This window comes from Streptomyces sp. NBC_01296 (genome assembly GCF_035984415.1).
Classification (GTDB): domain Bacteria; phylum Actinomycetota; class Actinomycetes; order Streptomycetales; family Streptomycetaceae; genus Streptomyces.
Window position 1 is genome coordinate 4,071,367 of the sequence record NZ_CP130720.1, and the last position, 21,144, is coordinate 4,092,510.

At 70.8% G+C, this 21,144-nt stretch carries 19 protein-coding genes and 1 pseudogene; 9 read left to right on the top strand and 11 right to left on the bottom strand.

The window, feature by feature from the left end; genetic code table 11:
• Nucleotides 1-137: 137 nt before the first annotated feature.
• The 6 genes from OG299_RS18280 to OG299_RS18305 all read left to right on the top strand — a co-directional run bounded on the left by OG299_RS18280 (nt 138) and on the right by OG299_RS18305 (nt 5,158).
• The gene (locus OG299_RS18280) at nt 138-1,997 is read left to right on the top strand and encodes a phosphatidylglycerol lysyltransferase domain-containing protein (protein ID WP_327362017.1); all 1,860 of its coding nucleotides are present in this window, start codon (nt 138-140) and stop codon (nt 1,995-1,997) included.
• A 140-nt stretch (nt 1,998-2,137) separates the two neighbouring features.
• The gene (folP, locus tag OG299_RS18285; RefSeq protein WP_266626891.1) at nt 2,138-3,010 is read left to right on the top strand and encodes a dihydropteroate synthase; all 873 of its coding nucleotides are present in this window, start codon (nt 2,138-2,140) and stop codon (nt 3,008-3,010) included.
• Between the two features lie 49 nt (nt 3,011-3,059).
• The gene (locus OG299_RS18290; RefSeq protein ID WP_266626893.1) at nt 3,060-3,503 is read left to right on the top strand and encodes a nuclear transport factor 2 family protein; all 444 of its coding nucleotides are present in this window, start codon (nt 3,060-3,062) and stop codon (nt 3,501-3,503) included.
• Between the two features lie 129 nt (nt 3,504-3,632).
• Nucleotides 3,633-3,992: a dihydroneopterin aldolase gene (folB, locus tag OG299_RS18295; protein ID WP_030158540.1), complete on the top strand. Its 360-nt coding sequence runs from the start codon at nt 3,633-3,635 to the stop codon at nt 3,990-3,992.
• Complete coding sequence (gene folK / locus OG299_RS18300) at nt 3,989-4,597, top strand: 2-amino-4-hydroxy-6-hydroxymethyldihydropteridine diphosphokinase (protein ID WP_327362018.1); 609 nt, start codon at nt 3,989-3,991, stop codon at nt 4,595-4,597. Before folB ends, folK begins: the two co-directional genes overlap by 4 nt.
• Before the next feature lie 72 nt (nt 4,598-4,669).
• The gene (locus tag OG299_RS18305) at nt 4,670-5,158 is read left to right on the top strand and encodes a DUF3180 domain-containing protein (RefSeq protein ID WP_266626899.1); all 489 of its coding nucleotides are present in this window, start codon (nt 4,670-4,672) and stop codon (nt 5,156-5,158) included.
• A 43-nt stretch (nt 5,159-5,201) separates the two neighbouring features.
• Here the strand turns inward: OG299_RS18305 and OG299_RS18310 are convergent, their stop codons facing one another.
• The 7 genes from OG299_RS18310 to dacB all read right to left on the bottom strand — a co-directional run bounded on the left by OG299_RS18310 (nt 5,202) and on the right by dacB (nt 13,261).
• On the bottom strand, nt 5,202-5,645 hold the full coding sequence (locus OG299_RS18310) for a hypothetical protein (RefSeq protein ID WP_327362019.1): 444 nt from the start codon (nt 5,643-5,645) through the stop codon (nt 5,202-5,204).
• Nucleotides 5,646-5,649: 4 nt separating this feature from the next.
• On the bottom strand, nt 5,650-6,258 hold the full coding sequence (gene folE / locus OG299_RS18315; protein WP_053787285.1) for a GTP cyclohydrolase I FolE: 609 nt from the start codon (nt 6,256-6,258) through the stop codon (nt 5,650-5,652).
• Between the two features lie 111 nt (nt 6,259-6,369).
• Nucleotides 6,370-8,391 carry an ATP-dependent zinc metalloprotease FtsH gene (gene ftsH, locus OG299_RS18320; protein WP_266626905.1) on the bottom strand — a complete coding sequence of 674 codons (2,022 nt, stop codon included), beginning with the start codon at nt 8,389-8,391 and terminating at the stop codon, nt 6,370-6,372.
• Between the two features lie 197 nt (nt 8,392-8,588).
• On the bottom strand, nt 8,589-9,149 hold the full coding sequence (gene hpt / locus OG299_RS18325; RefSeq protein WP_030158549.1) for a hypoxanthine phosphoribosyltransferase: 561 nt from the start codon (nt 9,147-9,149) through the stop codon (nt 8,589-8,591).
• A gap of 65 nt (nt 9,150-9,214) precedes the next feature.
• Nucleotides 9,215-10,285 carry a tRNA lysidine(34) synthetase TilS gene (gene tilS, locus OG299_RS18330; RefSeq protein ID WP_266626907.1) on the bottom strand — a complete coding sequence of 357 codons (1,071 nt, stop codon included), beginning with the start codon at nt 10,283-10,285 and terminating at the stop codon, nt 9,215-9,217.
• A gap of 321 nt (nt 10,286-10,606) precedes the next feature.
• On the bottom strand, nt 10,607-11,734 hold the full coding sequence (locus tag OG299_RS18335; RefSeq protein WP_266626909.1) for an Rv3626c family coenzyme F420 biosynthesis-associated protein: 1,128 nt from the start codon (nt 11,732-11,734) through the stop codon (nt 10,607-10,609).
• Between the two features lie 48 nt (nt 11,735-11,782).
• Nucleotides 11,783-13,261: a D-alanyl-D-alanine carboxypeptidase/D-alanyl-D-alanine endopeptidase gene (gene dacB, locus OG299_RS18340; protein WP_442817517.1), complete on the bottom strand. Its 1,479-nt coding sequence runs from the start codon at nt 13,259-13,261 to the stop codon at nt 11,783-11,785.
• A gap of 161 nt (nt 13,262-13,422) precedes the next feature.
• On the opposite strand from dacB, the gene OG299_RS18345 reads away from it, so the two are divergent.
• From OG299_RS18345 to OG299_RS18355, 3 genes are all read left to right on the top strand, one after another.
• Nucleotides 13,423-13,917: an inorganic diphosphatase gene (locus OG299_RS18345; RefSeq protein WP_214947725.1), complete on the top strand. Its 495-nt coding sequence runs from the start codon at nt 13,423-13,425 to the stop codon at nt 13,915-13,917.
• A gap of 152 nt (nt 13,918-14,069) precedes the next feature.
• Nucleotides 14,070-15,713, top strand: a complete 1,644-nt coding sequence (locus tag OG299_RS18350; RefSeq protein ID WP_327362021.1) for a threonine/serine exporter family protein — start codon at nt 14,070-14,072, stop codon at nt 15,711-15,713.
• 63 nt (nt 15,714-15,776) lie between these two features.
• Nucleotides 15,777-16,655, top strand: coding sequence for a hypothetical protein (locus OG299_RS18355; protein ID WP_327362022.1), 879 nt, complete (start codon nt 15,777-15,779; stop codon nt 16,653-16,655).
• 206 nt (nt 16,656-16,861) lie between these two features.
• On the opposite strand, the pseudogene OG299_RS18360 reads toward OG299_RS18355, so the two are convergent.
• The 4 genes and pseudogenes from OG299_RS18360 to mrdA form a co-directional block, all read right to left on the bottom strand.
• Nucleotides 16,862-17,435: pseudogene (locus tag OG299_RS18360) on the bottom strand (DedA family protein); the annotation flags it as partial.
• Between the two features lie 145 nt (nt 17,436-17,580).
• Nucleotides 17,581-18,339: a MerR family transcriptional regulator gene (locus OG299_RS18365; protein ID WP_327362023.1), complete on the bottom strand. Its 759-nt coding sequence runs from the start codon at nt 18,337-18,339 to the stop codon at nt 17,581-17,583.
• Between the two features lie 95 nt (nt 18,340-18,434).
• Nucleotides 18,435-18,947: a DinB family protein gene (locus OG299_RS18370; RefSeq protein WP_266626919.1), complete on the bottom strand. Its 513-nt coding sequence runs from the start codon at nt 18,945-18,947 to the stop codon at nt 18,435-18,437.
• 97 nt (nt 18,948-19,044) lie between these two features.
• Entirely contained in the window at nt 19,045-21,126 is a 2,082-nt protein-coding gene (gene mrdA, locus OG299_RS18375) for a penicillin-binding protein 2 (protein ID WP_327362024.1), read from the bottom strand.
• Nucleotides 21,127-21,144 lie beyond the last annotated feature (18 nt).

The following is a 21,144-nucleotide window of genomic DNA, read 5'->3' on the forward strand; positions in this document are numbered from 1 at the left end:
TTTCTGATGGCAGGACTAGATTTTCTCGGCGGAAGAGTGAACCCGCTCGACCCCGATGTCGTCCTAGTGGACGCACCACACTCCGGAGGCTGTCGCGGCCTTCGGCCACATGATCTCTCGCGGAGCAACGGGAAGCGATGTCTAGCAGGATAGATGGCGATAAGTCGGGACAGGTTCCGAAGCAGGTCCGCCGAATCTTCCGCGGCCCACGACCGGAGTCGGTGCCCGGCCTGGTAGGTACGGCCGTCATGATCGTCGGCCTTCTGGATGTCGCGGCGGGAGTGTTCCCGCGGTTCCGGCACAGCCGGTTCCACGCGGTCACCGAGGTGCTGCCCGGTTCGCTGGGCCCCTTCGCAGCCGCCCTCGCCATCAGCGCGGGCGTCCTGCTGCTCCTGCTCGCGCACGGCCTCAAGCGCCGCAAGCGCCGCGCGTGGAGGGCCGCCGTCGCCCTGCTCCCGGCCGGGGCCGTGGCGCAGTTCGCGTACCGGCACTCGGTCGTCAGCTTCGTCATCGCGGCGGTACTCCTGGCGCTCATCGTGCGTCACCAGGGTGAATTCAAGGCGCTGCCGGACCCGCGCAGCCGCTGGAAGGCGCTGGCCAACTTCGTGCTGATGAGCGCCGGCTCCATCGGCCTGGGTCTGGTCATCGTCAACTCCCACCCGAGCCGCGTCGTCGGCCATCCGGGTATTTACGAGCAGATCAGCCACGTCGTGTACGGGCTCTTCGGCATCGAGGGACCCGTCGACTACTCCGGCCGGGTCTCCTGGACCGTGGGCTACTCGCTCGGCGCCCTCGGCATGCTGACCGCGCTCACCACCATGTACCTGGCCTTCCGCCCCGAGCACCCGGCCGCCCGGCTGACGGCCGACGACGAGACGAAGCTGCGCGAGCTGCTCGCCAAGCACGGCGGCCGCGACTCCCTCGGCCACTTCGCGCTCCGCCGCGACAAGGCCGTCGTCTTCTCCCCCAGCGGCAAGGCCGCCGTCACCTACCGCGTCGTCTCCGGCGTGATGCTCGCCTCCGGCGACCCCATCGGCGACGTCGAGGCCTGGCCCGGCGCCATCGAGCGGTTCATGGAGGAGGCCAAGGCCCACTCCTGGACCCCGGCCGTCGTGGGCTGCAGCGAGACCGGCGGCGAGGTCTGGACCCGCGAGACCGGGCTGGACGCCCTGGAGCTCGGCGACGAGGCGATCGTCGACGTCAAAGACTTCTCGCTCACCGGCCGCCCCATGCGCAACGTCCGCCAGATGGTGAAGCGCATCGAGCGCAACGGCTACACCACCAAGGTCCGCCGCGTCAGCGAGCTGACCGAGGAGGAGCTGGAGCAGGTTCGCGGCGCGGCCGTCGCCTGGCGCGGCACCGACACCGAGCGCGGCTTCTCCATGGCCCTGGGCCGCGTCGGCGACGAGGGCGACGGCGACTGCTTCATCGCCACCGCCCACCGGGTCGAGGAGGGCGACACCAGCCCGTTCGGCGACCTCAAGGCCATCCAGCACTTCGTGCCGTGGGGCAAGGACGGCATGTCGCTGGAGATGATGCGCCGCGACCGCGCCGCCGACCCGGGCATGAACGAGCTGCTGATCGTCGCCTCCCTGCAGCAGGCCCCCGACCTGGGCATCGAGAAGGTCTCCCTGAACTTCGCGATGTTCCGCGCGGCCCTGGCCCGCGGCGAGAAGATCGGCGCCGGCCCGGTCCTGCGCGCCTGGCGCAGCCTGCTCGTCTTCCTCTCCCGCTGGTTCCAGATCGAGTCGCTGTACAAGTTCAACGAGAAGTTCCGCCCCCGCTGGGAGCCGCGCTTCATGGTCTACCGCTCCAGCCGCGACCTGCCCCGCATCGGCTTCGCCGTGATGCAGGCCGAGGGCTTCGTCACGCTGGCCCTCCCCCGCCTGTTCGCCAGCCGGCGTCGCCCCAAGCCGGTCCGCACCTGCGCCCACACGCACGTGACCGCCAAGGTCCCGACCCAGGCCCCGCCCGAGCGCGAGGTCCAGGTCGCCTGACCCCGGCCCGGGCCCAGCCCCGGCCCCCGGAGCCCGGCCCGCCGCACCCGCGGCGGGCCGGGCTCCGGCGTTTGCGGCCCGGCTCCGGGGGCCCGGGCCCGCGTACGGCCCGGTCAGGGACGCGGCCCTACCCTGGAGCCATGAACATCAAGCGCGGGGCCGCCGGCAGGGGCCGGGTCGCAGGCCTGCCGGAATGGGACCGCTGCGGGGTCATGGGCGTCGTCAACGTCACCCCCGACTCCTTCTCCGACGGCGGGCGCTGGTTCGACACCACCGCCGCGGTCAAGCGCGGCCTCGACCTCGTCGTCCAGGGCGCCGACCTCGTGGACGTCGGCGGCGAGTCCACCCGCCCCGGCGCCTCCCGCGTCGATGAGGAGGAGGAGCTGCGCCGCGTCGTCCCCGTCGTGCGCGGCCTGGCCTCCGAGGGGGTCACCGTCTCCGTCGACACCATGCGCGCCTCCGTCGCCGCCCAGGCCGTCGCCGCCGGCGCGCTGCTGGTCAACGACGTCAGCGGCGGGCTCGCCGACCCCGGCATGATCCCGGCCGTGGCCGCCGCCGAGGTGCCGTTCGTCGTCATGCACTGGCGCGGCTTCAGCGACGGCATGAACCGCCTCGCCGTCTACGAGGACGTCGTCGCCGAGGTCACCGCCGAACTCCGCACCCGCATCGACGCGGTCGTGGCCGGCGGGATCGCCCCCGAGCGGCTCGTCGTCGACCCCGGCCTCGGCTTCGCGAAGATGGCCGAGCACGACCTCGCCCTCGTCGCCCACCTCCCCGAGCTGCGCGCCCTCGGCTTCCCGCTGCTGGTCGCCGCGTCGCGGAAGCGTTTCCTCGGCCGGATCCTGGCCGGCGCCGCCGACGCCGCCCCGCCGCCCGCCCGCGAGCGCGACGCCGCCACCGCCGCCGTTTCCGCCATCGCCGCCCACCAGGGCGCCTGGGCCGTCAGGGTCCACGAGGTACGGGCCACCGCCGACGCGGTTCGGGTGGCCCGCGCCGTGGAAGGGGCCCTGTGATCCGCCCCGCCGGCGGTGTGACCCGTACAGCAGCCAGGAGAGGGGAACGGTGAGCCGCAGCGACATCGAAACCGTCGAAGAGGTCAACACGGCCTTCTACGAGGCCATGGAGCGGGGGGACTTCGACGCGCTGTCGGCGCTCTGGCTCGAGGACGAGATCTCCTGCGTGCACCCGGGCTGGCCGGTGCTCTCGGGCCGCGGCGAGGTACTGCGCTCGTACGCGCTGATCATGTCCCACACCGACTACATCCAGTTCTTCCTCACCGACACGAAGGTCGCCGTCATAGGCGACACCGCACTGGTGACGTGCACGGAGAACATCCTCAGCGGCGGGCCCGCCGAGGACGGCGGAGAGCTCGGCCCGCTCGTCGGCCAGCTGGTCGTCGCCACGAATGTGTTCCGACGCACATCCGGGGGCTGGCGGCTCTGGTCCCACCACGGTTCTCCCGTCCTGACGGACTCCGCCGAGGACGAAGAGGAGGACCCGGCCTGACCCCTCCGGCGGGATCCGAGTCCTTTCGCAGGTAAATTCGAAGATGGACGACGCCGACCGCACTCGGCGTAGGCCCATGGATCCGGGAGTCCCGGACCGGAAGCACCTACGAAAGCAGGAGTGATTCGCGTGGATCGTGTCGCGCTGCGCGGCCTCAAGGCTCGCGGGCACCACGGCGTCTTCCCCCGGGAGCGCGAGGAAGGCCAGACCTTCATCGTCGACCTGGTGCTGCACATCGACACCCGCCCCGCGGCGGCCGACGACGACCTGGCGAAGACCGTGCACTACGGGGTCGTCGCCGAGGAGGTCGTCGATGTGGTCCAGGGAGAGCCCGTCGACCTGATCGAGACCCTCGCCGAGCGGATCGCCCAGCAGTGCCTCAAGCACGAAGCGGTGGCACAGGTGGAGGTCGTCGTCCACAAACCGGACGCCCCCATCACCGTCCCCTTCGACGACGTGACCATCACGATCACCCGGAGCCGCGTGTGAACAACGGACTGAACGCCCAGAGCGACCCCACCGTCCAGCCGGTGCCCGCATCCGTCGTCGAGACGGTGGACGCGGCCGACACGACGCTGTCCAACCCGAGGTGGGCCGTGATCGCGCTCGGCGCGAACCTCGGCAACCGCCTGGAGACCCTCCAGGGCGCCATCGACGCCCTCGGGGACACCCCCGGCCTGCGGGTCAAGGCCGTCTCGCCCGTCTACGAGACCGAGCCGTGGGGCGTCGCGCCCGGCTCCCAGCCGTCGTACCTCAACGCGGTGGTCCGCGTACGGACCACCCTGCCCCCGTCCTCCCTGCTGGAGCGCGGCCACGCCATCGAAGAGGCCTTCGACCGCGTGCGCGAGGAGCGCTGGGGCCCGCGCACCATCGACGTCGACATCGTCTCGTACGCCGAGGTGGTCTCGGGCGACCCGGTCCTCACCCTCCCGCACCCGCGCGCCCACCAGCGGGCCTTCGTCCTGGCCCCGTGGAACGACATCGACCCCGAGGCGCAGATCCCCGGGCACGGCCCGGTCGCGTCCCTCCTGGCCGGAATCGGCCTGGCGGGCGTCACGCCGCGCCCGGACCTGGAACTCCGCCTCCCCGAGTAGTCGTTAACCTGTGGCTGCCGCCTGTGGACTGCGGCGGCTGACGACTTGGCGCGGAAAGCGGGGAACGGGCACGTGAAGCAACTGAGGCCGGCCGTCCTGGCGGGGATCTTCATCGTCGCCGGGGTGCTGTCCTGGGCGGGCGCCCGGCTGTGGAACGCGTACGGGACCCTGCCGGGCGTCCCGCTGGCCGCGCCCATCGTCCTCGGCGCCATCGCGGTCGTCCTGCTGGCCACCGCCCTCTCGCTCCGGGCCCGCCTCAAGGCCCAGCGCGAGCGGCGGCCGGGCGCCAAGGGCGTGGAGCCGCTGATGGCGGCCCGCGCCGTCGTCTTCGGACAGGCGAGCGCCCTCGTGGCGGCCCTCGTGGCGGGCATGTACGGCGGTGTGGGCGTCTTTCTCTGGACCGACGGCCTGGAGGTGCCCGCCCGCCGCGACCAGGCCTGGTACGCCGCCTTCTCGGTCCTGGCGGGCGCAGCGGTCATCGCCGCCGCCCTCTTCCTGGAGCACGTCCTGAAGCTCCCGGAAGACGACGACACCACCCCCCACGCCCCGTCCCGCGCCTGAAGCACCCCCGGCCGGCCCTGAAGGGTCCGCCCGTCGCGGAGGCTCAGCCCGCGCCGGAGCCCATGGCGTGGCGGGGTCCCAGCCACTCCCAGAGCCGGAGCGGCTCCGGCCCCTGGCCCTCCCAGTCGCAGAACTGCAGATCGTCGAGGAAACCGCCGCCCGCGAGGACGGTCGCCTCGCCGTCGTAGCCGCCCTGCGCATTGAAGAGGGAGGCACCCGCGACCGAATCCCTTCCCTTCTCCATCGGCACGGCCGCCACCGCGTCGGTGTCCACGCTCAGCAACACGCACGGGCACGAGCAGCAGTCCGTCTTCATCACGGCCTGCGGGATCTGCGCCCGGAAGCCCCGGTGGGCGTCCGAATCCCCGTCGAACAGCAGCTCCAGGGTCCGCCGGATGTCCTCGCTCAGCGGCTCCCAGCCGTCGTCGGCCGCACCCGGCGCCTCGTTCCCGGCCGCGGCCCCGGCCGTGTCCTCCCCCGTGGGCACCCGGTCAGCGAGCCATGATCAGGCTCATGGCCTCGTTACGGGTCGCTGGGTCGCGGAGCTGGCCGCGGACCGCCGAGGTGATCGTCTTCGCGCCGGGCTTGCGGACCCCGCGCATCGTCATGCACATGTGCTCGCACTCGACGACGACGATGACCCCGCGCGGCTCCAGGATCTCCATCAGGGAGTCCGCTATCTGCGTGGTCAGCCGCTCCTGCACCTGCGGGCGGCGGGCGAACACGTCCACGAGGCGGGCCAGCTTCGACAGGCCGGTGATCTTGCCGTCGATGGACGGGATGTAGCCGACGTGCGCGACGCCGTGGAACGGCACGAGGTGATGTTCGCAGTTGCTCATGACCTCGATGTCCTTGACCAGGACCATCTCGTCGTGGCCCAGGTCGAAGGTGGTCGTCAGGACCTCTTCGGGCTTCTGGTAGAGGCCGGCGAATATCTCCTTGTACGCCCGCGCCACGCGTGCCGGGGTTTCGAGGAGGCCCTCGCGGTCCGGGTCCTCGCCGACCGCGATCAGAAGTTCGCGGACCGCCGCCTCGGCGCGCTTCTCGTCGAACTCGCCGATCGTGCCCTCGTCACCGGTCAGGGTCACTGGGTCGGTCATCTCTTCCTCGTTCCTGTGTGCACTGGCGCTCGCGGGCACGCAAAAGTGCCGCGCCCCCCAGGCTAGAACCTGGGGGGCGCGGCATCCATTCCGGGACGGTCCGGCCGAAGGCTACTCGGCGCGGTCCTCCGGGGACGGGTCCTTCTCCACGGACACGGCCGGCGTGCTCGCCGACGTGCCGTTCGCCGAGTTCGTCAGCTGGAGCTCCTTGGGAGAGAGCACCGGCGGACGGGTCGACGGGGTGCGGTGCGAGGAGCCGGTCCACGCCGGGCGGGCCGGGCGCTTCACGATCGTCGAGAAGACCTCGGCGATCTGCTCCTTGTTCAGCGTCTCCTTCTCGAGGAGCGCGAGAACCAGGTTGTCGAGGACGTCGCGGTTCTCGACCAGGATCTCCCAGGCCTCGTTGTGCGCCGTCTCGATGAGCTTCTTGACCTCTTCGTCGACCAGCGCCGCGACCTCTTCCGAGTAGTCCCGCGGGTGCGACATCTCGCGGCCCAGGAACGGCTCGGTGTTGTCCCCGCCGAACTTGATCGCGCCGAGGCGCTCGGTCATGCCGTACTGGGTCACCATCGCGCGGGCCGTCGCCGTGGCCTTCTCGATGTCGTTCGCCGCGCCGGTGGTCGGGTCGTGGAAGACCAGCTCCTCGGCCGCGCGCCCGCCCAGCATGTACGCCAGCTGGTCGAGCATCTCGTTGCGCGTGGTCGAGTACTTGTCCTCGTCGGGCAGGACCATGGTGTAGCCCAGGGCCCGGCCGCGGGACAGGATCGTGATCTTGTGGACCGGGTCGGAGTTCGGGGAGGCCGCCGCGACCAGGGCGTGGCCGCCCTCGTGGTACGCGGTGATCTTCTTTTCCCGGTCCGACATGATCCGGGTCCGCTTCTGCGGGCCCGCCACGACGCGGTCGATGGCCTCGTCCAGCATGTGGTTGTCGATCAGCTTGCGGTCCGAGCGGGCGGTCAGGAGCGCCGCCTCGTTCAGGACGTTGGACAGATCGGCACCCGTGAAGCCGGGGGTGCGGCGGGCGACGGCCGAGAGGTCGACGTCCGGAGCGACCGGCTTGCCCTTCTGGTGGACCTTGAGGATCTCCAGACGGCCCTGCATGTCGGGACGGTCGACCGCGATTTGCCGGTCGAAGCGGCCCGGGCGCAGCAGCGCCGGGTCGAGGATGTCCGGGCGGTTCGTGGCGGCGATCAGGATGACGCCGCCCTTCACGTCGAAGCCGTCCATCTCGACGAGCAGCTGGTTCAGGGTCTGCTCGCGCTCGTCGTGGCCGCCGCCGAGGCCCGCACCGCGGTGCCGGCCGACGGCGTCGATCTCGTCGACGAAGACGATCGCCGGGGCGTTGGCCTTGGCCTGCTCGAACAGGTCGCGGACACGCGAGGCACCGACACCGACGAACATCTCGACGAAATCGGAACCGGAGATCGAGTAGAACGGGACGCCCGCCTCGCCGGCGACGGCACGCGCCAGGAGGGTCTTGCCGGTGCCGGGCGGGCCGTAGAGCAGCACGCCCTTGGGGATCTTGGCCCCGACGGCCTGGAACTTGGCCGGCTCCTGCAGGAACTCCTTGATCTCGTGGAGTTCCTCGACGGCCTCGTCCGCGCCCGCGACGTCGGCGAACGTCGTCTTCGGGGTGTCCTTGGTGATGAGCTTGGCCTTGGACTTCCCGAAGTTCATCACCCGGGAGCCGCCGCCCTGCATCTGATTCATCAGGAACAGGAAGACGACGACGATGAGGACGAAGGGCAGCAGCGAGAGCAGCACGCTGAGGAACGGGCTGGTCTTGTCCGGCGAGACGGTGTACCCGTTCGGGATCTGACCGGCTTCGTACTTGGTCTGGAGGTTCTGGGCGAGCTGGACGCCCTGGTCCCCGATGTAGTTGGCCTGGAACTTGGTGCCGTCGTTGTCGCCGAGCTTCTGGTCCTTCTTCAGCTCGATCTTGATCATCTGGCTGTCACCGGTGGTGAGCTTGGCGCTCTGCACCTGGCCACTGTTGATCGCCTTGATGACCTCGCTGGTCTCCACCGACTTGTAGCCGCCGCCGGAGCCGACGACGTTCATCAACACGACCACGGCGAGGACGGCCAGCACGATCCACATGACCGGCCCACGGAAGTATCGCTTCACGTCCATCCATACGGGGCGCCAGGCGCCCCGTCCCTCCTGCCCGTAGGTAAATGCTGCTCTGAGTAAAGACTGTTCTTCGGAATGTACCCCTGTATTGTCACCCGCGGCCTCGTGGGACGGCTGACAGAACTGCTTTCCCCTGCTCCAACGGCAGGAATCGTTCCAGGGTTCCCCTGTGCGGACCCCGACCGGGGCCCGCGGCGTCAGCCGCCGTAGACGTGCGGGGCGAGCGTGCCGACGAACGGCAGGTTGCGGTACTTCTCCGCGTAGTCGAGGCCGTAGCCGACGACGAACTCGTTCGGGATGTCGAAGCCGACCCACTTCACGTCGATCGCGACCTTGGCGGCGTCGGGCTTGCGCAGCAGCGTGACGACCTCGAGCGAGGCCGGCTGGCGGGAGCCCAGGTTCGACAGCAGCCAGGACAGGGTCAGGCCCGAGTCGATGATGTCCTCGACGATCAGGACGTGCTTGTCCTTGATGTCGGTGTCCAGGTCCTTGAGGATCCGGACCACACCGGAGGACTGGGTCCCGGCGCCGTACGAGGACACCGCCATCCAGTCCATGGTGAGCGGGGTGGACAAGGCACGCGCCAGGTCCGCCATCACCATCACCGCGCCCTTGAGGACGCCGACGATGAGCAGGTCCTTGCCCGCGTACTCCGCGTCGATCTTCGCGGCCAGCTCGGCCAGCTTCGCGTCGATCTCTTCCTTGGTGATGAGCACCGACTGGAGGTCGCTGCCCATGTCCTTCTCGTCCACCCGCATCACTTTCGTTGTCGGCCGGGGCTCCGGGGGTTCCCCCGGAGGACTCAGCCGTGTTTCAGCACCAATCAGCCCTGCCGGATGACAAGTCTGCCACCCTGCCGCTGGGCTTCGACCCGGCCGGGCAGGTTGATGGCGCCCTGACCCCGCCAACCGGTGATGAGCCGGTCCACTTCCTCGATGTGGCGGGCGAAGAGCGAGCCTGCGGGGGAACCGGCCGCGACCACGGCCCTGCGCAGCACGCGGCGGCGGACGGCCGGGGGCAGGGCGTACAGCTTGGCGCACTCCAGGCGGCCGTCCGCGTCCCGTACGCCGGCCTCGGCCTCGGCGGCCCAGGCGTCGAGGGCGTCGGCGTCGTCGCGGGACAGCTGGGCGGTGCGGGCCAGCGCCTCGACCACGCCCTTGCCCAGCGCCTTCTCGAGGGCGGGCAGCCCCTCGTGGCGGAGCCGGGAGCGGGTGTAGGCGGGGTCGATGTTGTGCGGGTCGTCCCAGACCGGCAGGGACTGGACCATGCAGGCCTTGCGGGCGGTCTGCCGGTCGACCTGGAGGAAGGGGCGGCGGTAGCGGTGGCTGCGGCCGGAGACGCCGGGACCACCCGAGACTTCCGGCATGCCGGACAGCGAGCGGATGCCGGAGCCGCGGGCGAGCCCCAGCAGGACGGTTTCGGCTTGATCGTCCCGGGTGTGGCCGAGCAGCACGGCGGCGGCGCCCAGGCGGTCCGCGGCCTCGTCCAGGGCGGCGTAGCGGGCATCGCGGGCGGCGGCCTCGGGCCCGCCGTCGCGGCCTACGCGCACGGCGACGGACTCCACCGGGTCGAGGCGGAGTGCGGTCATGCGGGTGACGACCTCGGCGGCGCGCAGGTCGGAGCCCGCCTGGAGCCCGTGGTCGACGGTGATGCCGCCGGCCCGGATGCCCAGCTTGGGCGCCTCGAAGGCGAGGGCGGAGGCGAGCGCCATGGAGTCGGCGCCGCCGGAGCAGGCGACGAGTACGAGTGGCGGGGAGCCGGCCGCGGGGGCGGGGGTCCCCCCGGGCGGAGCCGTGGAGAGGCCGGCGGGACGGTCTGTGAGGTCGGTGAGGACGTCGTGGAGTACGCGGCGGACCGCCAGGCGTATCGCCGCGACCGCAGGATGGGGACCCATGTCCGGTGCCCTTCGGTGGAGTTCGGATGCCTCGGAGGCTCCCCCTGGCCGACGCCGGGAGGTGCCCCCGTGGGGGTGTGGTGCTGCAACGGCTGCTGTTCGGTGCTGTTCGACGCTGCCCGGTGCCCCGGCCCCGTGAGGAGCCCCCGCCGGGAGCCCCCACGAGATGAGGGGTTGTCACTCAGAGTGCGTCGATGGTGACAGAACCGAGCCGTTCCCTGAGCATCGCACGGCCTTCCACGCCTCACGGTCCCTCGGACGGGTGACGCTGCTTCCCCCAGTGAGACATGTTTACGCCCCCTGAGTCACTCCCCTTCGCTTCTATTCGCCCTTGCGGTGCACCCGCGCGACCCAGTCCGCGGGCTTGGCGATCTCCGCCTTGGTCGGCAGCGTGTTCGGTGAGGTCCAGACGCGGTTGAAGCCGTCCATGCCGACCTGGCCGACGACGGCCCGTACGAAGCGCTCGCCGTCGCGGTACTGGCGCAGCTTGGCGTCGAGCCCCAGCAGCTTGCGCAGCGTGGCGTCGAGGCGCCCCGCGCCGCTGGCCCGGCGCTGCTGGAACTTCTCCCGGATCTCGGCGACCGAGGGCACCACCGCGGGGCCGACCCCGTCCATGACGTAGTCGGCGTGGCCCTCGAGCAGGGACATGACGGCGGTCAGGCGGCCGAGCACCTCGCGCTGTTCGGGGGTCTGGACGAGCTCGACCAGGGAGCGGCCCTCGTCGCCCTGCTGGGAGTCGGGGCGGGCGCCGGCGAAGGACTGGGCGGCCTCGCGCAGTCGCTCGAGGATGGTCGCCGGGTCCACTTCGGTGGCGCCGAGGAAGGTCTGGATCTCGCCCTCGAGGTGGTCGCGGAGCCAGGGCACGGCCGTGAACTGCGTACGGTGCGTCTCCTCGTGCAGGCAGACCCACAGCCGGAAGTCGTGCGGGCGCACGTCCAGCTCGCGCTCGACGTGGACGATGTTCGGGGCGACGAGCAGCAGCCGGCCGCCGCCCGCGGCGGAGCCCGGCAGGTCGCGGCCGGCCGGCGCGAAGGTCTCGTACTGGCCGAGCACGCGGGAGGCCAGGAAGCTGAGCAGCATGCCGAGCTCGACGCCGGTGACCTTGCCGCCGACCGCGCCGAGCACGGCGCCGCCGGGGGCGCCGGCGCGGCGGTCCTGCATCTTGCCGAGCAGGGGGGCGAGGAGCTCGCGGAAGCCGGCCACGTTGGCCTTGACCCAGCCGGCCCGGTCGACGACGAGGACGGGGGTGTCGGGGACGGCCGCGCCCTCGGGGATCATCCGGGTGAACTCGCGCACGTGGCGTTCGGAGGTCCTGGCATGCCTGCGCAGTTCCGCCACCACGGCCCGGGCCTCGTCGCGGCTGACCTCGGGACCCGGCCGCACCAGCCGGGTCGCGGTCGCCACCGCGAGATTCCAGTCGACCATCTCGGCACCACCGATGCTCGTCATGCGTCAACGGTACGTGGACCAGCGCCGGTGCGGAGCCCCCCGGAACCGCTACGAGGCGCGGGCGACGGCCGCTGCGAGCTTGTCGAGGCCCTTCTCCGCGGCCCCCGCGTCGGGGGTGTTCGCGGTCAGGAACGCGAAGGCGAGGAGTCGGCCGGAGGGGTCGACGACGGTCCCGGCGAGGGAGTTCACCCCGCTCAGGGTGCCCGTCTTGGCCCGGACGAGGCCGGCGGCCGGGGAGCTGCCGGCGTTGCGGCTGCGCAGGGTCCCGGTGAATCCGGCGACGGGCAGGCCGGTGAGCACGGGCCGCAGCTCCGGGCGCTGCGGGTCGGCGGCCTTGGCCAGGAGCCCCGTCAGCAGGCCGGTGTTGATCTTGTCGGCGCGGTTGAGGCCGCTGCCGTCGGCGAATCGGGCGCCCCCGGTGTCGATGCCGAGGGCGGTGAGCCGGTCCTTGACGGCCTTCTCGGCGCCCTCGAAGCTGGCGGGCTGCCCGGAGGCGAGGGCGGTCTGGCGGGCCAGGACCTCGGCGATGTCGTTGTCGCTGTTGGTCAGCATCCGCTCGACGAGCCCGGCAAGCGGGGTGGAGAGGGTGGTGGCCAGCGGCTGGGCGCCGGCGGGGGCCTTGGCCTGGGCGGGGTCGGCGGTGACCTTGATGCCGCGTTCCTTGAGGAGGGCGGCGAAGGAGCGGGCGGTCTCCTTGGCGGGGTCCTCGACCCGCTCGACGGGGCCGGAGGTGGAGTCGTCGGGGCGGCCCTCGTCCGCCGCCAGGGCCGTGACCGGCGCGAGGTTGGGGTTCTCGCCGATCGGGTGGAGGGCGGGCCCGGTGAAGAGGGTGTCGTCGTAGCCGACGCGCACGGTGTCGGTGCCGGCGGCCTTGAGGGCCTGGGCGGTGTCGGCGGCGAGCGCGACGAGGCTGCCGCCCGATCCGGCGGGGCTCTTCTTCTTGGCGGTGAGGGAGGGGTCGCCGCCGCCGACCAGGACGATCTCCCCGGGGCCGGCTCCGGGGGCCACCGTGGTCCGGATCCGGTGCTCGGGGCCGAGCGCGGCCAGCGCGGCCGTCGCGGTGGCGATCTTGGTGGTGGATGCGGGGGTCATGGCCTCGCGCGGCCCGGACTCGAAGAGCACCTGGCCGGTGGCGGTGTCGACGACCGACGCGGTACGGACCGATCCGAGCGCGGGGTCGGCGAGGAGCGGGCCCAGGGCCGCGGCGAGCCGCCCGGGATCCGCGGCCGCGACCCCGCTCCCGGCCTTGATCGTGACGCCCGGCCCGATCCCCGGGAGCACTCCGGGGGCACTGGGCGCGGCCTGCGGCAGAGCCCCGCCGCCGTCGTCCGCACCGTGATCTGCGCCACCCGTAAGGCCCCAGGAGGCGGCCCTGTCCCGCTCGGCCTTACGCTGGCCGGAGTCCCAAGGACCGGCAGCGGCCACCGCAGCCACCGACAGGGCGAGGCCGGCGACGGCCGACACCGCGATGAGCTGCCACGTCTTGACCAATGGCACCTCGGACCAGCCCCTTTCGCGATCACACATGTGCGTGAGGGACACTTAACCACTGCGTCTTGCCGCGAGCATGGCACCCCACCCGGCTGGGGGCACCTCCCAGCGGTAAGTGGGGGAGGCTGGGCCGGGCGCTCGCGCGGATGAATCAATGCAGTCTCGAAGCAATGAAGCTGATCATGGAGGAGCAGGACGTGGAGTTCGACGTCACCATCGAGATCCCCAAGGGTTCGCGGAACAAGTACGAGGTGGACCACGAGACCGGCCGGATCCGCCTGGACCGTCGCCTCTTCACCTCGACCAGCTACCCGGCGGACTACGGCTTCGTCGAGAACACCCTCGGTGAGGACGGCGACCCGCTGGACGCGCTGGTCATCCTGGACGAGCCGACCTTCCCCGGCTGCCTGATCAAGTGCCGCGCCATCGGCATGTTCAACATGACGGACGAGGCGGGCGGCGACGCCAAGCTGCTCTGCGTGCCGGCCTCCGACCCGCGTGTCGAGCACCTGCGCGACATCCACCACGTCTCCGAGTTCGACCGCCTGGAGATCCAGCACTTCTTCGAGGTCTACAAGGACCTGGAGCCGGGCAAGTCGGTCGAGGGCGCGAACTGGGTCGGCCGCACCGAGGCCGAGGCCGAGATCGAGGCCTCTTACAAGCGCCTCGAGGCCCAGGGCGGCCACCACTGAATCCGCTGAGTCCGCTCAGCCGGTAACAGGCTCGAACACGACGGGCGGTACCCCTTCATCGAGGGGGTGCCGCCCGTTCGTCGTCTGGTTGCGCCGGGGACGGAAGGGTTCCGCATACTGGTACCCGCGGGTGATCACGGACTGGAGGACGCGTGGCGGAGGCCGATGGGGCCGAGGACGGGAAGCCCCAGTCCGACGAGGCGCACAGCGCTTTCACAGCCCCGCCCGGTATGGAGCCGGGCGTTCCCGAGGAGGACCAGCCCACCTCGGAGTTCGTCCGTCCGGCGGGCGCCGAAACGGTGCAGCCGGAACCCGAGGGCTCCGCGTTCGCGCCCCCGGCCACCTACAGCGGCCGGCAGTCCCCGCCCGCCTACACCCCCGGCCAGGGCTTCCCCGTCTCCCTGATGAAGGAATCCCCCTGGCAGGACCGCATGCGCACCATGCTGCGCATGCCGGTGGACGTACGGCCCGTCCCCGAGGCTGCACTGCACAAGCACAGCGAGACCGGGCCCGCCGTGGGCCGCGTACTCGACCTGACCCTGCGCATCGGCGAGCTGCTGCTCGCGGGCGGCGAGGGCGCCGAGGACGTGGAGGCCGCGATGTTCGCGGTGGCCCGTTCGTACGGGCTGGACCGCTGCGAGCCCACGGTCACCTTCACGCTGCTGTCGATCACCCACCAGCCCTCCCTGGTCGACGACCCGGTCTCGGCGAGCCGGACCGTGCGCCGCCGCGGTACCGACTACACCCGCCTGGCCGCCGTCTACCAGCTGGTCGACGACATCAGCGCGCACGAGATCGAGCTCTCGCTGGAGGAGGCCTACCGGCGCCTCGCCGAGATCCGCCGCAACCGGCACCCGTACCCCTCCTGGGTCCTCACGACCGCCGCCGGGCTGCTCGCCGGGGCCGCCTCCACCCTGGTCGGCGGTGGCGTGCTCGTCTTCTTCGCGGCCGCGATCGGGGCGATGCTCGGCGACCGGCTGGCCTGGCTGTGCGCCGGGCGCGGGCTGCCGGAGTTCTACCAGTTCGTGGTCGCCGCGATGCCGCCCGCCGCGATAGGCGTGGCCCTGGCGCTGGCCGAGATCGACGTACGCGCGTCCGCGGTGATCACCGGCGGCCTGTTCGCGCTGCTGCCCGGGCGGGCCCTGGTCGCAGCCGTGCAGGACGGCCTGACCGGCTTCTACATCACCGCTTCCGCCCGGCTGCTGGAGGTCATGTACCTCTTCATCGGCATCATCATGGGCGTGCTGGTCGTGCTGTACCTCGGGCTCCAGCTCGGCACCTCGCCGAAGCCGGAGGAGGTCCTCCAGATCACCCAGCGGCCGCTGATCCAGATCGCGGCCTCGATGGTTCTGGTGTTCACGTTCGCGATCCTGCTCCAGCAGGAACGTTCCACCGTGTGGATCGTGACGCTGAACGGCGGGGTCGCCTGGGTGACCTTCGGGGCCCTGCACTACGCGGGCGGCATCCCGCCCGTGCCCTCCACGGCCATCGCCGCCGGGCTGGTCGGCCTGTTCGGCCAGCTCTTCTCGCGCTACCGCTTCGCGTCGGCCCTGCCGTACACGACAGCGGCCATCGGCCCGCTGCTGCCGGGCTCGGCGACGTACTACGGGCTGCTGCTGATCGCCGAGAACCGGCTGAACGAGGGCCTCGGCTCGCTCGTGAACGCCGCCGCCATCGCGCTGGCCATCGCGATCGGGGTCAACCTGGGCTCCGAGACCTCTCGGCTGTTCATGCGGATCCCGGGGGCCGCCAGCGCCGCCAAGCGCCGTGCGGCGAAGCGGACCCGCGGCTTCTAGAGCCCTTTTCGTCAAGCTGATCGCTCGACGGCGTCCCGGTTTTCGGGATGCCGTCGCCGCGGCATGGGCGCCTTTTCCGGAAAACCGCAGCGCGGATTCCGTGGATTCACCCGATGCGTCAATCCGACCTGTCAAGTCCCGAATTCCCGGGACGTGCCCTTGTGTGGCGACCCGCGCTTACTTGAGGCACGGGCCGACCAGGTTCGTGACATCCCGGCACCGGCCGGACCAGCGCCGGAGCCGGGATTCGCCCTCTCGACGCACAAGGAGAATCCCATGCCCAAGACAGCCTTGACCCGGCATTTCGTGACGTTGGCGACGACGACCGCCCTGGCGGCCGGAATCGTGGCGCTACCCGCGAGCGCATTCGCCGCGACGCCGCACAAGACTGCCTCAGTCAGTCACACCGACCTTGTCAACGACAAAAATGACAGCCGGAACAACAACCACAGAGGAAAGCAGAACAACAACAAGCAGCGGAAGGGAAAGGGAAACGGCGGGCACAACAAGCTTCCGGCGCCGCCGAAGCTGCCCTTGCCGCAGCTTCCGATACCGTTCCCGCCGAAGCTCCCGGTGCCGCCGCCTGAGCTGCCGAAGATCCCGCTGCCGCCGCAGCTGCCGATCCCGCTGCCGCCCGTGCCCAAGCTGCCGATCCCGCTGCCGCCCGTACCCAAGCTGCCGATCCCGCTGCCGATCCCGCCGAAGCTGCCGATCCCGCTGCCGGTCCCGCCCAGGCTCCCGATCCCGCTGCCCCCGGTACCGAAGCTCCCGATCCCGCTGCCGGTCCCGCCCAGGCTCCCGATCCCGCTGCCCCCGGTACCGAAGCTCCCGATCCCGCTGCCGCCGGTACCCAAGCTGCCGATCCCGCTGCCGCCGGTACCCAAGCTGCCGATCCCGCTGCCGAAGCTGCCGTTCCCCTTCCCGCTGCCGCTGCCCTTCTGACGGCCACGACGAACGGCAACAGCACGAGGGCGGGCACCCCTGAGGGGTGCCCGCCCTTCGCGCGGCTCCGCCGCCTGCAGCGGCCCGGCCTGCGTCCTAGCGCTTGGCGTGGCGGCGGCGCTCGCCGCCGGCCGGCGCCGCCTCGGAGCCGCCGCCGTTCGCCTTGGCCTCCTTGCGGGCCTTCAGCACCTCGAAGATCACCGGGATGAGCGAGAGGAGGACGATCAGGACGAGGATCGCCTCGACGTTGGTCTTGATGAAGTCGATCTGGCCGAGCCAGAAGCCCGCAACCGTGAGCCCGGCCCCCCAGGCGACGCCGCCGATGACGTTGTAGGTCAGGAACGTGCGGTACTTCATCGAGCCGGCGCCCGCGACCATCGGGGCGAACGTACGGACGATCGGCACGAAGCGGGCGAGCACGATGGCCTTCGGGCCGTGCTTGTCCATGAACTCGTGCGCCTTGTCCAGATTCTCCCGCTTGAAGAGCTTCGACTTCGGGCGGTTGAAGAGCTTCGGCCCGAAGACCTTGCCGATCATGTACCCGACCTGGTCACCGACGATCGCGGCGGCCGAGATCAGGGTGCAGACGAGCCACAGCGGCTGCTTGATGTACTCGCCGTTCGCGACCAGCAGGCCCGCCGTGAACAGCAGGGAGTCGCCGGGCAGGAAGGCGAACAGCCCGGACTCCGCGAAGACGATGACCAGGATGCCGATCAGGCCGTAGTGCGAGATCAGATAGTCCGGGGACAGCCACTCAGGGGCGAGCGCAAGCGTGTACACGAGTTCCGGGCTCTCCTGGATCGGGGGTATCGCGGCGGGCGTCCGCGGGTGCATCGGACATGACGGCGGTTTCAATTATCAACGCACAGGACCCCCTCCCGGTTCCAGTCACCGGGAGGGGGCCGTGTGGGGAACATCCGGCTGTTTACACCTTGCGGACGGCGTTCGCGAGGATCGCGTCCCGTACGAACACCGCCAGACCGGGGCGGACCGTGTCGTAGTAGGCCGTGAACCGCTCGTCCGCGACGTACATCTCACCCAGGCACGTGTGCATCTCGTGCGAGCAGGTGTAGCAGTTCCGGTCGATCCAGCCGCGGTGCTCCTCGGCCACGTCCATGGCCTCGTCGGATTCCGCGGCCGCACCGGCGTCCAGCAGCGCGGCGAACCGCCGGTTGATCTCGTCCGCCTCGGCCTGGAAGCGCTTCCAGTCGTCCTTCGTGTACGTGGCCGCCCGGCGGGCGGACTCCTTGTACGCGTCCGTGCCGCCCCAGCGCCGGTGCGCCTCGTCCGCGTGCCGGTCGGGGTCGAAGTCCCCGAAGACCTCGAACTTCTCCTCGGGCGTGAGGTTGATGCCCATTCTCTGTGCCTCCATGGCGTGCTCCACGGCCTCGGCCATCTGCTGGAGCCGGGCGATCCGGTCGGACAGGAGGGCGTGCTGCCGGCGCAGGTGCTCCCTCGGGTTCGACTCCGGATCGTCCAGCAGGACCGCGACCTCTTCGAGCGGGAAGCCGAGCTCCCGGTAGAACAGGATCCGCTGCAGCCGGTCGAGGTCGGCGTCGTCGTAACGCCGGTGACCCGCGCTGCTGCGGGTGCTCGGGGAGAGCAGGCCGATCTCGTCGTAGTGGTGCAGGGTGCGCACCGTGACTCCGGCGAATCCGGCGACCTGTCCCACGGAGTGACTCATCGTTTCCGCTCCTCTGGTTGGGTACGCCCTTCACTCTGAGTCCTCACGCCACGTGAGGTGCAAGTCCGCCGCCGGGGCGGGAAACGCCCTACGGGCTATCCCATGGCCTTGGTGCCGTCGATGGACTCCCGGATGACGTCCGCGTGGCCCGCGTGCCGCGCGAACTCCTCCACCAGGTGCAGCAGCATCCAGCGCATGGAGACCTTGTGGTTCTCGGGGAACCAGGGCGCCGGCGGCAGCGGGAAGGTCTCGTCGAGGCTGGGCAGGTCCCGGACGAAGGCCGTCAGCTCTGCAGTGACCTCGTCCCAGAACGCCTGGACGGAGGCGATGGTCTCGTCCCCGACCAGCCGGAAGGCGTCGGCCCAGGCCTCGGGGCTGTGCTCGGTCTCGCCCGCCCGCCCCTGTGCCATGCGCAGCCAGTTCAGCTCGACCCCGGCGACGTGCTTGACGAGCCCGGACAGCGACAGCTCGCTGGCGCTGGGCCGGCTCGCCGCCTGGTCCTCGGTCAGCCCGGCCAGCGATGCGCGGATCGCAATGCGCTGGGATTCGACGAAGAGCATGAGCGTGCCGCGCTCGTCGCCCAGGACCTCTTCGGAGATGTGCGCCATGACCTACCGCCTTTTCCGTGCGTCTTCCTGCTGACAAGAACGACGGTACGGGGGATTGAGGTCAGGTTCTGTCCTCAATCCCCACCTGATCCCTGCCTCAATTTCCGGCGTCGTCGGGGCGGATCGCCGGCAGGGCCGTCTGCGGCTTCGGGAGCAGGGCCTTGGTCAGGTCCTGGCCGCCCTTCTCGTCGAGCCCGTACATCGCCTCGTAGATCTTGCGCACCGCCGGTCCGGAGGCCCCGGAGCCCGTACCGCCCTGGGAGATCGTCATGACGATCGAGTAGTCCTCGGTGTACGAGGCGAACCACGAGGTGGTCTGCTTGCCCTGGACCTCCGCGGTGCCCGTCTTCGCGTGCATCGGGATCTGCTTCTGCGGCCAGCCGCCGAACCGCCAGGCCGCGCTGCCCGTGGTGGCCACCGCGGCGAGCGCGCCGTCGATGTCGTCGCGCAGCTCCGCGTCCATGGGCAGCCGGCCCTGCTCCTTCGGCGCGATCTCCTTGACCGAGGTGCCGTCGGCGCTGACGATCGCCTTGCCGACGCTCGGCTGGTGCATCGTGCCGCCGTTGGCGATGGCCGCGTAGATCGACGCCATCTGTATCGGGGTGACGAGGGTGTCGCCCTGGCCGATCGAGTAGTTGATCGCGTCGCCCTCGCGGAGCTGGTTGCCCTGGCGGCAGTTCTCGTACGCGATCTTCTCGGCGTACGAGCCGTCCTTCTTGCCGTCCCGGCACCAGGCGGCCTTGTTCGCCTCGAAGAAGTCCTTCTTCCACTGGCGGTCGGGGACCCGGCCGTTCACCTCGCTAGGCAGGTCGATGCCGGTCGCTCTGCCCAGGCCGAACTCATGGGCGGTCTTGAGGAACCAGTCGCCCGGGTCCTTCCTGGGGTTGATCCCGCCGTCCTTCTTCCACTCCTTGTCCGCGAGGGCGTAGTAGACGGTGTCGCAGGAGACCTCGAGGGCCCGGCCGATGGTGATGTCGCCGTAGCCCTGCGACTCGAAGTTGGTGAAGGTCTGGCTGCCCACCGAGTACGAGCTGGGGCAGCCGTACCGCCCGTTGAAGGGGTACCCGGCGTTCACCGCGGCGGTCGAGGAGACGACCTTGAAGATCGAGCCCGGGGCCGCCTGGCCCTGGATCGCGCGGTTGAGCAGCGGGTAGTTGGAGTCCTTGTCGGTGAGGGACGCGTAGTCCTTGGCCGAGATGCCGCCGACCCACGCGTTCGGGTCGTAGGTCGGGTTGGAGGCCATCGCGACGATGCGGCCCGTCTTGGCCTCCATGACGACGACGGCGCCCGAGTCGGCCTCGTAGTTCTTGTGCGTGTTCTTGTCGTACCCCTTGCGGGCCTCGATCATCGCGTTGTTCAGCTCGCGCTCGGCCACCGCCTGCACGCGCGAGTCGATCGAGGTGACGACGTTCGAGCCGGGCGTCGGCTTGTCGGCCTGCGCCTGCCCGATGACCCGCCCGAGGTTGTCCACCTCGTAGCGCGTGATGCCCGCCTTGCCGCGCAGCTCCTTGTCGTACGTGCGCTCCAGGCCGGAGCGGCCCACCTGGTCGGAGCGCAGGTACGGGGAGTCGGTCTTCTTGGCCTTGGTGATCTCCGCGTCGGTGACCGGCGAGAGGTAGCCCAGCACCTGCGAGGTGTTGGCCCCGTCGGGGCCGGCGTAGCGGCGCAGGGCGGTCGGCTCGGCGGTGATGCCGGGGAACTGCTCGGCGTGCTCCCTTATCTCCAGCACCTGGTCCGTGGTCGCCTCGTCGGTGACGGGGATCGGCTGGTACGGGGAGCCGTTCCAGCACGGCTTGGGCGTCTTGACGTCGCACAGCCGGACGCTGTTGACCACGTCCTCGGGATTGAGGCCCAGGACGCCCGCGAGCCGGGTCAGGACGTCCTTGCCCCTGTCCTTCATCCTGGTGAGGTCGGTACGGCTGGCGGAGACGACCATGCGCGTCTCGTTGTCGGCGAGCGGGACCCCGCGCGAGTCCAGGATCGAACCGCGCACCGCAGGCTGGACGACCTGCTGGGTGTGGTTGTTCTTCGCCTCGTCCGTGTACTCCTGGCCGTTGCGCACCTGGAGGTACCACAGGCGCCCGCCGAGGGTGAGCAGCAGCGAGAAGACGACCACCTGGATGACGACCAGGCGGTTCTGGACCCGGGGCGTGCGCCCCGTCTCCGGAATGTTGCTCAACTCAGGTCTCCCCCGGAA

Bases quoted from the DNA above. Each gene is read 5' to 3' on its own strand.
- OG299_RS18280 (WP_327362017.1), top strand. From the start codon at position 138: ATGTCTAGCAGGATAGATGGCGATAAGTCGGGACAGGTTCCGAAGCAG.
- folP (WP_266626891.1), top strand. From the start codon at position 2,138: ATGAACATCAAGCGCGGGGCCGCCGGCAGGGGCCGGGTCGCAGGCCTG.
- hpt (WP_030158549.1), bottom strand. From the start codon at position 9,149: ATGCGGGTGGACGAGAAGGACATGGGCAGCGACCTCCAGTCGGTGCTC.
- OG299_RS18365 (WP_327362023.1), bottom strand. From the start codon at position 18,339: ATGAGTCACTCCGTGGGACAGGTCGCCGGATTCGCCGGAGTCACGGTG.
- OG299_RS18335 (WP_266626909.1), bottom strand. From the start codon at position 11,734: ATGACGAGCATCGGTGGTGCCGAGATGGTCGACTGGAATCTCGCGGTG.
- tilS (WP_266626907.1), bottom strand. From the start codon at position 10,285: ATGGGTCCCCATCCTGCGGTCGCGGCGATACGCCTGGCGGTCCGCCGC.
- folE (WP_053787285.1), bottom strand. From the start codon at position 6,258: ATGACCGACCCAGTGACCCTGACCGGTGACGAGGGCACGATCGGCGAG.
- OG299_RS18355 (WP_327362022.1), top strand. From the start codon at position 15,777: ATGGGCGCCTTTTCCGGAAAACCGCAGCGCGGATTCCGTGGATTCACC.
- dacB (WP_442817517.1), bottom strand. From the start codon at position 13,261: ATGTGTGATCGCGAAAGGGGCTGGTCCGAGGTGCCATTGGTCAAGACG.
- OG299_RS18370 (WP_266626919.1), bottom strand. From the start codon at position 18,947: ATGGCGCACATCTCCGAAGAGGTCCTGGGCGACGAGCGCGGCACGCTC.
- ftsH (WP_266626905.1), bottom strand. From the start codon at position 8,391: ATGGACGTGAAGCGATACTTCCGTGGGCCGGTCATGTGGATCGTGCTG.